General features: G+C 72.3%; 12 protein-coding genes. 5 read left to right on the top strand and 7 right to left on the bottom strand.

The genetic code is table 11. The features are described from left to right. Nucleotides 1-72 precede the first annotated feature (72 nt). Nucleotides 73-1,074, bottom strand: a complete 1,002-nt coding sequence (locus ACMCNO_RS08710) for an RNA polymerase sigma factor RpoD/SigA (RefSeq protein ID WP_130511056.1) — start codon at nt 1,072-1,074, stop codon at nt 73-75. Nucleotides 1,075-1,630: 556 nt separating this feature from the next. Here ACMCNO_RS08710 and ACMCNO_RS08705 point away from each other — a divergent pair. Further along, nucleotides 1,631-2,356 carry an SDR family NAD(P)-dependent oxidoreductase gene (locus ACMCNO_RS08705; RefSeq protein WP_412748893.1) on the top strand — a complete coding sequence of 242 codons (726 nt, stop codon included), beginning with the start codon at nt 1,631-1,633 and terminating at the stop codon, nt 2,354-2,356. 75 nt (nt 2,357-2,431) lie between these two features. On the opposite strand, the gene ACMCNO_RS08700 is transcribed toward ACMCNO_RS08705, so the two are convergent. Continuing rightward, nucleotides 2,432-3,190 (bottom strand): dTMP kinase, encoded by a 759-nt coding sequence (locus ACMCNO_RS08700; protein ID WP_412748892.1) that lies wholly within the window; start codon nt 3,188-3,190, stop codon nt 2,432-2,434. Between the two features lie 97 nt (nt 3,191-3,287). Between ACMCNO_RS08700 and ACMCNO_RS08695 the strand changes: the two genes are divergently transcribed. The 3 genes from ACMCNO_RS08695 (at nt 3,288) to ACMCNO_RS08685 (ending at nt 6,242) form a co-directional block, all read left to right on the top strand. Next, nucleotides 3,288-3,431: a GPGG-motif small membrane protein gene (locus ACMCNO_RS08695; protein WP_412742707.1), complete on the top strand. Its 144-nt coding sequence runs from the start codon at nt 3,288-3,290 to the stop codon at nt 3,429-3,431. A 191-nt stretch (nt 3,432-3,622) separates the two neighbouring features. Continuing rightward, nucleotides 3,623-4,552 carry an MHYT domain-containing protein gene (locus tag ACMCNO_RS08690; protein WP_412748891.1) on the top strand — a complete coding sequence of 310 codons (930 nt, stop codon included), beginning with the start codon at nt 3,623-3,625 and terminating at the stop codon, nt 4,550-4,552. 52 nt (nt 4,553-4,604) lie between these two features. Next, a complete protein-coding gene (locus tag ACMCNO_RS08685) occupies nt 4,605-6,242 on the top strand; it encodes a glycoside hydrolase family 13 protein (RefSeq protein ID WP_412748890.1) in 1,638 nt (545 codons plus the stop codon). Nucleotides 6,243-6,382: 140 nt separating this feature from the next. Here the strand turns inward: ACMCNO_RS08685 and ACMCNO_RS08680 are convergent, their stop codons facing one another. The 3 genes from ACMCNO_RS08680 to xylA are packed head-to-tail and all read right to left on the bottom strand — an operon-like array spanning nt 6,383 to nt 10,419. Beyond that, nucleotides 6,383-7,789 carry an MFS transporter gene (locus ACMCNO_RS08680; protein ID WP_412748889.1) on the bottom strand — a complete coding sequence of 469 codons (1,407 nt, stop codon included), beginning with the start codon at nt 7,787-7,789 and terminating at the stop codon, nt 6,383-6,385. Between the two features lie 9 nt (nt 7,790-7,798). Beyond that, nucleotides 7,799-9,214 (bottom strand): xylulokinase, encoded by a 1,416-nt coding sequence (xylB, locus tag ACMCNO_RS08675; protein ID WP_412748888.1) that lies wholly within the window; start codon nt 9,212-9,214, stop codon nt 7,799-7,801. Nucleotides 9,215-9,231: 17 nt separating this feature from the next. Beyond that, nucleotides 9,232-10,419: a xylose isomerase gene (gene xylA, locus ACMCNO_RS08670; RefSeq protein WP_412748887.1), complete on the bottom strand. Its 1,188-nt coding sequence runs from the start codon at nt 10,417-10,419 to the stop codon at nt 9,232-9,234. Nucleotides 10,420-10,542: 123 nt separating this feature from the next. Here xylA and ACMCNO_RS08665 point away from each other — a divergent pair, with 123 nt between their 5' ends. Beyond that, a complete protein-coding gene (locus tag ACMCNO_RS08665; protein ID WP_412748886.1) occupies nt 10,543-11,715 on the top strand; it encodes an ROK family protein in 1,173 nt (390 codons plus the stop codon). A gap of 105 nt (nt 11,716-11,820) precedes the next feature. Here ACMCNO_RS08665 and ACMCNO_RS08660 read toward each other — a convergent pair whose 3' ends face one another. Both ACMCNO_RS08660 and ACMCNO_RS08655 read right to left on the bottom strand, forming a co-directional pair. Then, nucleotides 11,821-13,527, bottom strand: a complete 1,707-nt coding sequence (locus tag ACMCNO_RS08660; RefSeq protein WP_412748885.1) for a substrate-binding domain-containing protein — start codon at nt 13,525-13,527, stop codon at nt 11,821-11,823. Nucleotides 13,528-13,772: 245 nt separating this feature from the next. Next, the gene (locus ACMCNO_RS08655; protein ID WP_412748884.1) at nt 13,773-14,834 is read right to left on the bottom strand and encodes a lactonase family protein; all 1,062 of its coding nucleotides are present in this window, start codon (nt 14,832-14,834) and stop codon (nt 13,773-13,775) included. Nucleotides 14,835-14,861: the final 27 nt, after the last annotated feature.

Below are 14,861 nucleotides of genomic sequence, written 5' to 3'. Positions count from 1 at the left end.
TCACCGCCAGAGCCACAAGAAAAGGCCGGTGTCCCCCGAGCGGGGACACCGGCCTTTCTCAGGTGTACTCGGTCAGGCGGCCTGCAGGCCCTCGGCCCGGGCCAGCTCACGCAGCCGGCCCAGCGCCTGGATCTCCAGCTGGCGGATGCGCTCGCGGGACAGCGAGAAGCGGGACGCCACCTCGGTGAGCGAGTGCTCCCGGCCGTCCTCCAGGCCGTACCGGGCGCGCATGATGCCCGCCGAACGGTCGTCGAGGTGGTTGAGCAGTCCCTCGATGCGCTGCCGCTCGAGCGCGGTCAGCACGATCTCCTCGGGCGAGGGTGCGTCGCTGTCCGCGACCAGGTCGCCGAGGTTGGTGTCGCCGTCGTCGCCGACCGGGGTGTCCAGCGACACGGTGTCCTGGGCCCAGCGGGTCAGCTCGTGGACGCGCTCCACGGTCACGCCCAGCGCCGCCGCGACCTGCTCCGGCTCCGGGTCGGCACCGAGCTCGCGAACGAGCTGGCGGGTGACGTTGCGCATCCGGTTGACGTCCTCGACCAGGTGCACCGGCAGCCGCACGGTGCGCTCCTGCTGGGCGATGGCCCGGCTGATGGCCTGGCGGATCCACCAGGTGGCGTACGTGGAGAACTTGTAACCGCGCTCGTAGTCGAACTTCTCGACGGCGCGCACGAGGCCCGTGTTGCCCTCCTGGATGAGATCCAGCATCGGCATGCCGGACCGCACGTACCGGCGGGCGATCGACACGACCAGGCGCAGGTTCGCGCGGATGAACAGGTCCTTGGCCCGCGCACCCTCGACGACCAGCCGCTCCAGTTCCTCCCGGCTCACGCCTCGGCGGACGTCACCGGTCTCCAGCAGATGCTCGGCGTACAGGCCGGCCTCGATGGCCTTGGAGAGGTCGACCTCTCTGGCGGCATCCAGCAGTGGCGTCCTGGAGATCTCGTGCAGGTAGACGCCAACCAGGTCGCGCTCCTCGGCGACCTCGTCGGTCCGCATCACGGTGTTCTTCTCCACGTTGCCCACGGTCCCCTCATTGCCTTCACTAAGCCTGTTACGGGCAATACCTGCGTCCATCAGCCCTCCCGTAACGTCCGCAGTTCGTGCATTGCGGTGCTGCAACAACACAACAGATCTCACCCTGCAGTGATTCCGGCTGGTGGGTCGAAAGTGTCACGAATGTCTGAGCGATAGCTGAGAGCCGCGTGCATACTTGCTGAGGAACGCCTGCACCAGACATTCGGAGCTTGCACCCGGCGGGTCGATGCGTGGACACACGCATACCCGATGCTCACCTCATGACACCATCGACTCCCCATCCGTCACAGCGACGGGCATCACGACCGGCGGTGCGACACTCGTCACTACCCAGTACGGCCCGGTAGCCGAATGGGTTCACACGCAGCATCGACCGGGTGCTGATCGTCTTGAACCAAAAAACACACGAGAAAGATCCCGCCGCACAGCGGAAACGGGACCACCTGCCACAATGCGGCACGCCACGCCGCTATTCAGTCGACCGACCGGGTGACCCACGCTCGGGTGACCTCAGATTTCCCCCCAGCTGGGCCGATTTCCCCGGCCCGGACGTGATGAAAAGCACACCGGCATCGGCGCGGTCTACGGTGTCCACATGGATCGCACCGTGCTGATCACCGGTGGCACGGGCGGGCTCGGCGCCGCCGTCGTGACCGCCTTCGCGGGCGCGGGCTGGCGGGTGGTCGCGCCGGTGCGCCCGGGCACCGCCGCCCGGCTGCCCGCCCCGCCACCCGGCGACGCGACACCCACGGACCCTGCACCGGGCGCCGTCGAGGCGGTGGAGGCGGACCTCGCCGCGGCGGACGAGGTCGCCGCCGTGGTCGCCACGGCATCCGCCGTCGCGGATGCCCCGCTGCGGGCGGTGATCAACCTCGTCGGCGGATATGCGGCCGCCGGGCTGGTGCACGAGACCCCGATCGAGGACTTCGAGGCGATGCTGCGGGTCAACCTGCGGCCGACGTACCTCGTGACCGCCGCGGCCCTGCCGCATCTCGTGGCCGCCGGCGCAGGCTCGGTGGTGTGCGTCTCGTCGCGGGCGGCGTTGGCGCCGTTCCCCGGCGCGGCCGGGTATGTGACCGCCAAGGCCGCCGTGCTGGCGTTCGCCAACGCCGTGGCGGCCGAATACAAGGGGCGGGGTGTGCGGTGCAACACCGTCCTGCCCAGTGTCATCGACACCGCCGCCAACCGGGCCGCGATGCCCGGGGCGGATGCCTCCCGCTGGGTCACCCCGGCCGAGATCGCCCGCGTGATCCTGTTCCTGGCGGACGATGCCTCGGCCCCCACCAGCGGCGCGAGCATCCCGGTCTACGGCCGGGCCTAAGGCCCTTTGCGCCCGGGCGACTCCGCCATCCGCTGAGCCGGGCCGGGCTCACCCGCATCGCCGCACGACCCGCGCTCAAAGGACGTCCGTCAGCTGGTGGCCCACCGCCGCGGCGCCCGCGGCCAACGGCCCCGCGGCCAGGACCACCGCCCGGGTGCCGGCCACCACCGCGGGCAGCCGCGGGGCCGGGGCGGGGCCGGGGCGGTTCTGCCATGCGTCGAGCGCGGCCGACAACGCCGCCGCCACCTCATCAGGGCTGCGGTTCGCGTCGATCACCACGAAGTCGTCGTGCTCCGGCAGCGACCGGTAGGCGTCCGCCGCCGCCCGCAGGAACGCCATCTCCTCGTGGTCGTATCCACGTGCCTCGATGCGCTCGTACGCGACCGCCGGATCCACGGTCAGCAGGAAGGTGACATCCGGCCTCGGGAAGACCCGGTACGCCAGGCGGGCGCGGCGTTCCGCGCGGGGGGAGGCGCCCCGGGCCCGCAGGCTGGCGTACTGGCAGACCGCGTACCGGTCCATGACCGAGATGTCGCCGGTGACCCGGCGGCGCAGCCGGGTGTCGAGGATCGCGAGCCAGCGCAGCAGCGATTCGACGGCGAGCATCAGCCGGCGCCCCAGCAGCGCCTCGGCATCGCGCCTGCCGAACGCCGCGGCCAGCCGGCCGAACCAGCGCCGGCCGCCGGCGTTGCGCCGGTACGTGGCGGGCAGACCCTGCGCACGCAGGGCCTGCGCCAGCAGACGGGCCTGAGTGGTCTTGCCGGAACCGTCGATGCCGACGAGCGCGACGGTGCGCAGCCGTCGGCGGCGGGTGAGGACGAGGTCGGTGACCATGCCCATCAACGGTACCCGGACCAGTCACGAGGTCATCGCAGCCCGAGCGCCAGGTCACACGGGTTTTCGAGCCACGTCGATCGGGTATCGCGCAGACATGGACCTAGTGCTCTGGATTATCGCAGTCATCCTTGTGGTCGCCGGCATTCTCGCGCTGTTCCGGCGGCAGCTCCTCTGGGGCATCGTGCTGATCATCGTGGGCCTGCTCGTCGGCCCCGGCGGCGTCAGCCTCTTCACCTAACCCCCACCCCCGGTAAGTCGACGGAGCCGGGGTCGCCGCATGGCGGCCCCGGCTCCGCTGTGGACGGTCACCCGATGGTTGCGAAGCGTCAAGAGGCGCACACGCCGTGCGACCCGGCACTTCGGACATGTGACTGAATCCGTGCGCACGATCCGAAAAACGGATCCGATACGTACGCGAGGTACGGCGCAGTGGCCCACGTCCATCACTTCACCTACGGCGCCTTCAATCCGGTCGCCGCGTACCTGTTGGCGTTTCTCGGATCGTTCCTCGGCCTGCTCAGCACAGGCCGGGCGCGCAGCGCCAGGACCCGGGGGCGGCGTAACCGCTGGCTCATCATCGCCGCGTTCGCGATCGGTGGCGGCGCCATCTGGCTCATGCACTTCGTGGCCATGCTCGGCTTCGAGGTCCCGGCCAGCCCGGTCCGGTACGACCCCCGCCTGACCGTGGTGAGCCTCGGCCTGTCCGTGCTCACGGTCGGCTTCGGACTGATGGTGGTGGGGCACGGGCGGCGCAGCTTCCCGAAGACCGTGGTGGCGGGCATCCTCACCGGCGTCGGGGTGCTGGCCATGCACTACACCGGGATGGCGGCCATGCATGTGTCCGGGGCCATCCACTACAAGCCCAGCCTGGCCGCGGCGTCCGCCGTGATCGCGGTCGTGGCCGCCACCGTCGCGCTGTGGTTCACGGTCTCGGTCCAGGGCTGGGGGCGGGTCACCGCGGCCGCGGCGATCATGGGAATCGCGGTGTGCGGCATGCACTACACCGGCATGGCGGCTATGCGCGTCGAGCTGAGCGAGGCGGTGGGCACCCAGGTCACGGGGCTCCGGCCGATGCTGATGATCGTACCGATCACGCTGCTCAGCGCGGCAACGATCCTCGGCCTCGCCTTGAGCGCACTGCAGGCCCTCACCGAGGAGGAGTTCACCGACGGGGCCGGCACCCCGCGACGCGGCGTCCATGCGGACAGCGCCGGCTGGTCACTCAAGCAGGCGTCGCTGTCGGCCATGCGCCGGGCACCGGGCACCCGGCCGTCGCCCCGTCCGGTCGCGCCGCGCTTTCCCACCCAGGAAACGGTCACGGAGCCGGTCATGGAGGAAGCATCTACCGCAAGTTCCTGACCGGCCCGGAGAGCCGACGCGGCACCCGGTCCACGGCCGATAGCCTGGCCGTATGCAGCCCTCGGACGACTGGTGGCGCAGTGCCGTCATCTACCAGATCTATCCGCGCTCGTTCGCCGACAGTGACGGCGACGGCATGGGCGACCTGCCGGGCATCACGGCCCGGCTGGGCAGCCTGCGCGACCTCGGGGTCGACGCGGTGTGGCTGTCGCCGTTCTACCCGTCACCCCAGGCTGACGCCGGGTACGACGTCGCGGACTACCGCGGCGTCGACCCGCTGTTCGGCAGCCTGGCCGACGCGGACAAACTGATCGCCGCGGCACACGGGCTCGGCCTGCGGGTGCTCGTCGACCTGGTGCCGAACCACACGTCCAGCGCCCACGCCTGGTTCCGGGAGGCGCTCGCCGCAGCGCCGGGCAGTCCGGCGCGCCAGCGCTACCTGTTCCGCGACGGCCGGGGCCCGGGCGGCGACGAGCCACCGAACTCGTGGCCCAGCGTCTTCGGCGGGCCCGCGTGGGAACGGATCACCGACCCGGACGGCAAGCCCGAACAGTGGTATCTGCACCTGTTCGACGTGAGCCAGCCGGACCTCAACTGGGCGGAACCGGCCGTCCGGGACGAGTTCGTCGACGTGCTGCGGTTCTGGCTCGACCGCGGGGTCGACGGGTTCCGGGTGGACGTGGCGCACGGGCTCATCAAGCAGGCCGACCTCGCGGACTGGCACTACCCGAACGCCATCCTCGGCGGGCTCAGTCACGAGGGCCCGCCACCGCCCATGTGGGATCAGGAGGGGGTGCACGAGATCTACCGCGAGTGGCGCGCCGTGCTCGACGAATACCCCGGCGACCGGATCCTGGTGGCCGAGGCGTGGGTGCAGCCCCCCGGACGGCTCGCCCGCTACGTGCGCCCGGACGAGATGCACCAGGCGTTCAACTTCGAGTATCTGGAGGCGCCCTGGGCGGCGGAAGCGCTGCGTACGGTCATCGCGGGCAGCCTCGCCGCCAACGGCGCGGTCGGCGCCCCCACGACGTGGGTGCTGTCCAACCACGACGTGGTGCGGCACGTGACCCGGCTGGGCTATCCCGTGGGCGAGCCCCGGCGACACGGGATCGGCGCGGAGGACCCGCAACCCGACGCGGGACTGGGGCTGCGCCGGGGGCGGGCCGCGACGCTGCAGATGCTGGCGCTGCCCGGCTCGGCGTACCTGTACCAGGGCGAGGAGCTGGGTCTGCCCGAGGACACCCGGATGCCCGACGACGTCCGGCAGGATCCGGCCTGGGCCCGGTCGGGGCACACCGAGAAGGGCCGCGACGGCTGCCGGGTGCCGATCCCGTGGGAGGCCGACGCCCCGTCGTACGGGTTCGGGCCCTCGGACGCCAGCTGGCTGCCGCAGCCGGGAGTGTGGGCGGAGTTCGCGTTGGACCGCCAGCGTGACGTGCCCGGCTCGACGTACGAGCTGTACCGGTCGGCGCTGCGGCTGCGCCGCGACCTCGGGCTGGGCACCGGGACGCTGACCTGGGTCGACTCGCCGGCCGACGTGCTGGCGTTCCGCAACGCAGAGGTGCTGGTGGTGACCAACTTCGGTCCGGCCCCGGCCGAGCTGCCCGCCGGTGCGCGCGTGCTGTTGAGCAGCGAGCCGCTCACCGCCGACGGCCGGGTCCCGCAGGACGTCACGGTCTGGGCCCGCTGAACCTCGGCCGCCCGGGAGCGTGGTGCGGGCACGCTGAACTCGGGGCGGTCCGGCAAGCATGAGTGCGGGCACGCCGAGCTCGGGGCGCGCCGGGAGGATCCGTCGTCCCGGTGCGCTGGCATTACCGCGTACGCAGAGGCTCACGGTTTGCGTGGGGTGGCCTCCACGGCCGACGCGCGGGCGGCCAGCAGGGCGGCGTGAGTGTCGGCCATGTCCGACGCCACGGTGCGCGACGCCAGCCAGTACATGATCCCGGTGGGGATGAAGAACAGCTGGAACCCGGCGAGCCCGATCGCGTAGTTCAGCGGCGGGGGGAACCCGCCCGCCAGGCCCCGGAACGCCGCACCGACGAGCGCGTTGCCGCCGGCCCGGCCGACGCCGTTGACCAGGTTGCCGAGGCTGTACACCGTGCCGCGGTGCTCGGGCGGGTTGACGTCCGCGATCATCGCGAACCAGTTCGGCGAGTTGGCCGAGGTCAGGGCGAGCGCGAACACCGCGGTGGCCAGGCACGCGCCCACGGTCGGCTCGGTGACCACCTCGGTCAGCACGGCCCGCAGCACCGTGCCCGCCCCGGCGCCGTCGGGCACGGCGATGCGCATCGGCACGAAGAACAGCACGACATAGAACGGCACGGCCGCCAGCACCCCGACGGCTGCGACCAGGGCACGGCCCCGCGGGGTACGCCGTTGCAGGCGGTCACCGACCAGACCACCCAGAATGGACAGTGCCCCGCCCACCTGGAACAACGTGGCGAACACGCTGCCGACGAGCACCGCCGTACCGGCGGAATAGCCCTGCGCCTCGGCCCGGGAGCGGAACAGCACCGGCAGCCAGACCAGGGAGCCGAGCGCGATCTGCGCCGGGAAGCCCTGCAGGATCAGCCACACATTGGTCCGGCGGCCCAGAATCCTGGGCAGGTCGTCACGGTGGATCCGCTCGTCGTACTCGATTCCGGCCAGCTCGGGCTGGCTGTCGCCGCGCGGCACGTCGTACGTCAGCAGGTACGCCGCGGCGGCGACCACGCCCGCGGCCGAGACCGCCAGGAACGGGCGCCGCCAGTCGTCGTGGCCGAGCAGACCGCCGAGCATCGTCCCGGCCAGGGTGCCGACCCCCTGCGAGAGTCCCCAGAAGCTCATGGCCAGGCCCCGGCGGCGCGGCGTGATCAGGTCGCTGACCACGGAGAAGCTGACCGAGGCCACGCCGCCGAGCCCGATCGCGGCGACGACCTGGGCCAGCAGGAACACCGGGTATCCACCGGCCAGGCCGGACCAGGCGGTGCCGATGACCCAGATGGCGGTGCCGGCCAGCAGCACAGGTTTGCGGTTGGTGCGGTCGCCCGCGTACGCCCAGCCGACCGAGGCGACCGCACTGATCAGGAACATCGCCGTGGTGGCCAGGGCGACCTTGGCCTCACCGACGCCGAAGTCGGCGGCGATGCTGCCGTACAGCGGGGGGACCAGGCCGATCGCGACGTTGTCCAGGGAGGCGAGGATGACGAAGACGACCACGCTGTAGCCGCGATGCGCCGCACCGCCCCAGATCGTCACCGTGGCAGGTTACCGGGATTCGCGGTCCATCACGGCGTCGCGGGCGCCCGCGTACCGGTCCCTGATCTGCGGCACGGGGTCGGCCTCGTACACCTGCGGGGTTGCGCCCGACCAGGACGGTGGCTCGTCCCCGCCAGTCAGCACCCAGGCGGCCTGGCGGGCGGCGCCATCGGCGACGTACTCGCCGGGCGGGGGCACCAGGACGGGCAGGCCGAACACCGAGGGGGCGATCGTGCGTACGGCCTCGCTGCGCGCTCCACCGCCGACCAGCACGACCCGGTTGGCCCGCGCGCCCTGTCCCACCAGCGCGTCCAGGCCCTCGGCGAGGGCGCACAGCAGGCCCTCGACCGCGGCCCGGGCCAGGTGAGCCGGGGTCGAGGTGCGCAGCGTGAGGCCGTGCACCGCGCCGGTGGCATGGGGGCGGTCCGGGGTGCGCTCTCCCTCCAGGTACGGGACGAGGACCAGCCCGCCGGCACCCGCGGGTGCGCTCAGCGCGAGCCGGGACAGCTGCTCGTGGTCGACGCCGAGCAGCTTCGCGGCCGCGTCGAGGACCCGGGCGGCGTTCAGGGTGGCCACGAGCGGCAGGAACCGGCCGGTCGCGTCGGCGAAACCCGCGACCGTGCCGGTCGGGTCGTTCGGGGCGGCGTCGGTCGCCACGAACACCGTGCCGGACGTGCCGATCGACACCACCACGTCGCCGGGCCGGGCACCGGCGCCCAGGGCGGCGGCGGCGTTGTCGCCCGCGCCAGGCCCGAGCGGGGATCCGGTAGGCAGGGTGCCCGCGACCTCGGTGGGGCCGAGCACCCGGGGCACCGTCAGCGGCCGCCCGAAGCCCAGCGCCAGCAGGTCGTGGCGGTATTCGTTGGTGCGTGCCGACCAGTACAGGGTGCCGCTGGCGTCGCTGCGGTCGGTGCGCAGCGACTCCAGACCGCGGGCGCCGCCGAGCTGCCAGGTGAGCCAGTCGTGGGGCAGGCAGACCGCGGCGACCCGGGCGGCTGCGGCGGGCTCGTGGCGGGCCAGCCAGCGCAGCTTGGTGAGGGTGAAGCTGGCCACGGGCACGATGCCGACCGCGTCGGCCCACGCCCGCCGCCCGCGGTCACCGCCACCGAGGTCGTCGATGAGTTCGGTGGCGGCGCCCGCGCTGCGGGTGTCGTTCCACAGCAGGGCCGGGCGCACGACCGCGCCGTCCTCGTCCAGGCAGACCATGCCGTGCTGCTGACCGGCGACGGAGGCGGCGGCCACGTCGCCGAGGCCACCGGCCTGCTCGACGGCCTGGTTGAGCGCCGCCCACCACGCGTCCGGGTGCACCTCGGTGCCCTCCGGATGCCCGGCGCGGCCTTGCCGGACCAGCGCGCCGGTCTCGGCGTCGCGGATCACCACCTTGCAGGACTGGGTGGACGAGTCGATGCCCGCGACGAGGCTCATGGGTCGGCCGGCCCGGATCAGCGGGCCCGCAGCAGGTGCTCGACCGCGAGCTGGTGCAGCGCGACGAAGCCGTACCCGGTGGTGCCGGCCGCGTCCGGGTCGAAGTCCTCGAAGGCGCTGCGGTCCGCCAGCAGGTCGGCGTACGTCTCACCGGCGCCCAGGGTGGGCACGGCCAGCTCGTCGACCTTGGCCGCGCGCAGCGCCGCCTGCACCCCGGGGTCGGCGCGGAACGCGGCGGCCCGCTCCTTGAGCAGCAGATACATCCGCATGTTGGCGGCCGCCGACGCCCACACCCCGGCAGTGTCCTCGGTCCGGGACGGCTTGTAGTCGAAGTGCCGGGGACCGTCGTACGCGCGGCCGCCGCCGGGTCCGCCGAACTCCAGCAGATCGACCAGCGCGAACGCGTTGATCAGGTCGCCGTGGCCGAACACGAGGTCCTGGTCGAACTTGGGTCCGTGCTGGCCGTTGAGGTCGATGTGGAACAACTTGCCGTGCCACAGCGCCTGGGCGACGCCGTGCATGAAGTTGAGGTTGGACATCTGCTCGTGGCCCACTTCAGGGTTGACGCCGAACAGCTCGGGGCGCTCGAGGCTCTGCACGAACGCCAGCGCGTGCCCGACCGTGGGCAGCAGGATGTCGCCGCGGGGCTCGTTGGGCTTGGGTTCGATGGCGAAACGCAGGCCGTACCGGCTGTCGACCGAGTACTGGGCGAGGACGTCGAGGGCCTCGCGGTAGCGGTCGAGCGCAGCGCGGACATCCTTGGCGTGGTCGTACTCGGCGCCTTCGCGGCCACCCCACAGCACGAGCGTCTCGGCGCCGAGTTCGGCCGCGAGATCCATGTTGCGCAGGACCTTGCGTAGCGCGTACCGGCGGACGGAGCGGTCGTTGCTGGTGAAGCCGCCGTCCTTGAAGACCGGGTGGGTGAAGAGATTGGTGGTGATCATCGGTACGGTCAGGCCGGTCTCGTCGAGCGCCTTGCGGAACCGGGCGATGGTGGCGTCGCGCTCGTGCGCGTCGGCGCCGAACGGCACCAGGTCGTCGTCGTGGAACGTGATGCCGTACGCGCCCAGCTCGGCCAGCCGGTGCACGGCCTCGACCGGGTCGAGCGGGGCCCGGGTGGCCTCACCGAACGGGTCGCGGGCCGGCCAACCGACCGTCCACAGGCCGAAGGAGAACTTGTCCTCGCGCGTGGGCTGGACCGACACGGTTACCTCCACGGGATCAGCGGCCGGCGGTGGCGCGGCTCGGATTTGTTTATTGCTTGAATTATTTGGCGGGCGTGTGGCATTGTCAAGGGCGTGCATCCGATGGCCGCGCATCGCCGCCCGATGGCGGCTGCGGACGCGCCCGTACGGCAGTCCAGCGTGCGGGCCCACAATCTCGCACTGGTCCTGCGCCAGGTGGCGGAAAGCCCGAATCCGGTCTCCCGGGCGGCGGTCGCCTCGGCCACCGGTCTCACCCGCGCCACCGTCTCCGCCCTCGTCGAGGACCTGATCGCCGGAGCGCTGCTCCTCGAGGTCGAGCCCGCCCCCCGCTCGGGCGCCGGGCGGCCCGCGGCGGGGCTCATCCTCAACCGCGCCGGGCCCGCCGCACTGGGGCTGGAGATCAACGTCGATTACCTGGCCGGGTGCGTCGTCGACCTCACCGGGACCGTCCGCCACCGGATCGTCGAACACGCCGACCAGCGCCCGGCCGGGGCACCGGCCGCCCTGGCCGCGCTCGGCGAACTGGGCGGCCGGCTACGGGGCCTGGCGGCGGCGGAGGGCCTGGACCTGGTGGGCGCCGCCCTGGCCGTACCCGGATTGGTGGCGGCCGACGGGCGGATCCCGGTCGCGCCCAACCTGGGCTGGCAGGACGTGCCCGCGGCCGCGCTGCTCGGCGCCACCGAGGCGCTGGCCGGGCTGCCGCTGACGGTCGACAACGAGGCCAACCTGGCCGCGCTCGGCGAACTGCGCGCGGGCGGCGGCGCCCGCAGCTTCATCCACGTCTCCGGCGAGATCGGCATCGGCGCGGGCATCGTGCTCGACGGCGTCCTCTACCGCGGAGTCCACGGCTGGAGCGGGGAGATCGGCCACCTGCCGGTTCACCCCGACGGTCCGCCGTGCCGCTGCGGCGGCACCGGCTGCCTGGAGCAGTACGCCGGCCAGGAGGCCATCCTGCGGGCCGCCGGAGTCCCCACGCCCGACGCGCTCGACCTGACCTTGCCCGCTACCCGGGCCGCCCTCGCGGCCGCGGGCAGCGCCCTGGGCATCGCCCTGGCCGCCGTGGTCAACCTGCTCGACGTCGACACGATCGTCCTCGGCGGAGGATACGCACCGCTGCTGCCGGGGCTGCGCGGGAGCATCGAGGACGAGCTGCGCCGCCGGGTACTCACCGCCGATCTCGCGCCCGTGTCGCTGCGCCCGGCCACGCTGGGCGCGGACGCCGCGATGCGCGGGGCGGCCGATTCCGTGATCCGCGCGGTCCACGCCGACCCCGCGGCCTGGCTGGCCCGGGCCTGAGGCGCTCCGCCGGATTCGCGGCGAAGCCCGACCGGCGCGGCCCGCATGCGCGACGGCCGCCGCTCCCCGGGTGGGGTGCGGCGGCCGTTCAACGTCCAGATGCGATCAGCGGTTGGCGCCGGTACGCGAGGAGATCGCCTGCAGGAAGATCTCGGAGATCTTCGCCGGGTCCGGGGCGATGAAGACCCCACCCGAGCTCGTCGCGTCCGTGATCGCCTGGAGCTCGTTGCGGTCCACCTCGTTGCCGATACCGATGATCACCATACGGACCGGGCGCTTCGGGTCGTTGAGCTTCTTCAACTCGGTGACCAGCTGGTCGCGGCTGATGCCGTCGGCGTTCTCGTTCTTGCCGTCGGTGAACAGCAGGACCGAGTTGACCCGCCCGGCCTGCCAGCTGTCCTGCACGTTCTTGTACGCGGCCAGCGCCGTGTCATAGAGGCCGGTGGCGCCGTTCGGCTTCGGGGTCAGCCTCCCGATCGACGCCTGGATCTGGCTGCGTGCCGAGGTCAGCGGGCTGATCGGCACGACCTCCTTGTAGGGCCGTTTGCCGTCCAGCTCCGTGGAGAACACCCACACGCCGACCGCCCACCGGTCGTCGAACAGGCTGAGCCCTTGCGCGGCGGCGCGCTGCGTCACCTCGGCCCGGGTCAGGTTGTTCGCGGTCGGCACCGTCTTGAGCATCGAACCGGAGACGTCGAACACGGCCAGGGCCCGGCCCGGCAGGGTGATCGCCGCCCAGCTGCCCAGCGCCTGGCTGAGCACCCCGGCATCGAGACCGCCCGCGGCCCGTCCGCCCTGCGCGTCGTCGCCGGCGGGCTTGGCCGCCGGGGTCGCCTCGGGGGCACCCGTGGGCGTCGCGAAACCGGAGCCGACCGTGCCGTCCGGGCCGCGCAGGCCCACCGTCGCCAGGGCGTTCTTGAACGCGGTCTGCTGCAGCGCCTGGCGCAGGCCGGTCGCGGCGGCCGCCTTGGTCAGGTCGACCTCGGGCATGACCGCGTACGGGTAGTCCAGCGGCGGGGGCATCGGGTTCAGGTACAGCGCGGCGAGCTTGACCGGCGGGCCCTCCGCGTTGAACGCGACCACGTCCTCCTCGGAGAGCGGGGCGGCGCTGAGGCTGCTCGCGACGTCGTTGGGCTCGCCCGAGTGCGGGAACTTCTGCAGCAGGTCGTCGCGCAGGGCGGAGCTGCCCGCGGCCAGCGCCCGCAGCGCACCCACCTTGGCCGCCTGGGCGTCCGGCCCGTCGCCCGCGGCCTGTCCCAGCGCCAGCAGACCGGCGAGGCCGGCCGCGTCGCGGGTCGGGTCCACGATGCCCGTACGCAGGGTGTTGCTGGTCATCAGCTTGCCCAGCAGGTCCTTCCAACCCAGCTGCTTGTCCGGCCAGCCGACCGCCTGCTCGGCGACCTTCTCCGGCATGGCGACGACGATCGGGCTCTGCGCGACCGAGGTGCCGTCGGTGGGCACGAACCCGGATGCCTCGGACTTGAGCCGCAGGAGCCAGGTGGAGGAGTCAGGGACCCATACGTCCGGCGTCACCACGGACGTCGGGGCGGAGCCGAGCCCGACCAGCGTGACCTGGTGTTCGCGCGCGATCGCGGCGGCCATGGTGGCCGGGTTGATCGGGTTCACGCCGACGGCGACGCAGGTCCCGTTGACCTGAGCGCCGCTCGAGGTCCACTTCTGGGCGATCTGCTCGACGGCGGGGGCGATCTCGGGTGCCGCGGCGACGTTCAGCTTGATGGAGCCGGTACAGCCGGAGTCGGCGAGCTGCCGGTAGCCGAGCCAAGACCCGGCGAGGATGACGACGATCGCCATCGCGGCACCAACGACGCCCGCTCCCCGGAGATTGAAGTTTCTACGATGGCGACCTGACACGCGGTCCATACTGCGCACCCGGCGAGCCGATTGCCATATACGTTCGGACGAAAATTACTCGGATTGGAAGTTCGGGACTACTTCAGGACTCTCCGTAGTTGGGTGATCTCTCGCGGTGCGGAGCCTTGGGGTCTATTAACCGGTCCAGGTCATAAATCTAGAAGATTCTAAATGTCCGGTATTGCTTATCGGCTGACATGCTCCGGGATCCACCGCAGCAGGCAGGTCGGGCTCGCCTCACTCACCGGTTCCCCCTGGAGCCGCGGCACCCCGGTGTCCGCGTCGATCCGGAACGCTGTGACGTTGTGTGACCGTTCGTTCGCTACGTACAGATGATCCGCGATCAGAGCGAGATGCCGGGGCCAGGAGCCGCCCGTGGGCACCTCAGCGACCAGGACCGCGGTCGCCCCGTCCCAGGCGAACGCCGAAATCGTGTCCGGGCCGCGGTTGGCCACGTACACGAAACGGCCGTCGCGGCCCGTCGCCAGCTCCGACGGATAGTTCGTCCCCAGCGTGGTGCTGGCCGCCACGTCGCCCATCCGGCGCAGGCTGCCGTCCGGACCACCCGGCCGGTACCAGGCGAGGTCGCCCCGCAACTCCCCCACCACCAGCAGCGCCCCGTCCGCCGAACGCAGCAGGTGGCGCGGGCCGGTCCCCGGGGACGCCACCACCGCCGGCGCGGTCACCGTCAGCCGACCGGAGGCCGGGTCCAGCCGGCACCGCCACACCCGGTCCGAGCCGAGATCGCTCACCAGCACGTCCGGGCCGTGCGGGTCGGGCGAGACCATGTGCGCGTGCGGGCCCGCCTGACGCTCGGTCACCGGGCCGGAACCCTCCAAGTCCACCAGGTCGCAGCGCGGGCCGGGCACCCCGTCGGGATCCAGCGGAAACACCGAGACGCTGCCGCTGTCGTAGTTCGCCACCAGCAGATGCCGCCCGCCCGCCGCGACCGCCAGGTGGCACGGATGCCGCCCGCCCGTCGGCTGGACACCCAGCAACTCCAGGTCGCCGTCCTCGGCCACCGCGAACGCACTCACCGTCCCGGCGTGGAACTCGTTCACCGCGTACAGGACCGCACGGGTGGGGTGGCGGGCGAGGAAGGACGGCGACGGGGTACGCGCGGCCAGGCCGAGACGGGTCAGCTCCCCCGTCGCCGGGTCACGGCGCAGCAGCGCGATGCCCTCACCCTCGCCACCACTCTCCCCGGTGTAGCAGCCGAGGAAGACGAACTCACCGTGGGCGCTCACAGCAGCATCCAATCAGAGCCCGGCGGC

Origin of the sequence: Krasilnikovia sp. M28-CT-15 (genome assembly GCF_047159595.1) — a bacterium.
Lineage (GTDB): Bacteria > Actinomycetota > Actinomycetes > Mycobacteriales > Micromonosporaceae > Actinoplanes.
Note: the sequence above shows the minus strand (reverse complement) of the source record. Positions and strands in the feature narration are given on the sequence as shown.

Excerpts from the sequence above, each read along its gene's own strand:
- ACMCNO_RS08660 (WP_412748885.1), bottom strand. The coding sequence starts at position 13,527 with ATGGCGATCGTCGTCATCCTCGCCGGGTCTTGGCTCGGCTACCGGCAG.
- ACMCNO_RS08695 (WP_412742707.1), top strand. The coding sequence starts at position 3,288 with ATGGACCTAGTGCTCTGGATTATCGCAGTCATCCTTGTGGTCGCCGGC.
- ACMCNO_RS08665 (WP_412748886.1), top strand. The coding sequence starts at position 10,543 with ATGGCGGCTGCGGACGCGCCCGTACGGCAGTCCAGCGTGCGGGCCCAC.
- ACMCNO_RS08705 (WP_412748893.1), top strand. The coding sequence starts at position 1,631 with ATGGATCGCACCGTGCTGATCACCGGTGGCACGGGCGGGCTCGGCGCC.
- ACMCNO_RS08685 (WP_412748890.1), top strand. The coding sequence starts at position 4,605 with ATGCAGCCCTCGGACGACTGGTGGCGCAGTGCCGTCATCTACCAGATC.
- ACMCNO_RS08710 (WP_130511056.1), bottom strand. The coding sequence starts at position 1,074 with ATGGACGCAGGTATTGCCCGTAACAGGCTTAGTGAAGGCAATGAGGGG.
- ACMCNO_RS08700 (WP_412748892.1), bottom strand. The coding sequence starts at position 3,190 with ATGGTCACCGACCTCGTCCTCACCCGCCGCCGACGGCTGCGCACCGTC.
- xylB (WP_412748888.1), bottom strand. The coding sequence starts at position 9,214 with ATGAGCCTCGTCGCGGGCATCGACTCGTCCACCCAGTCCTGCAAGGTG.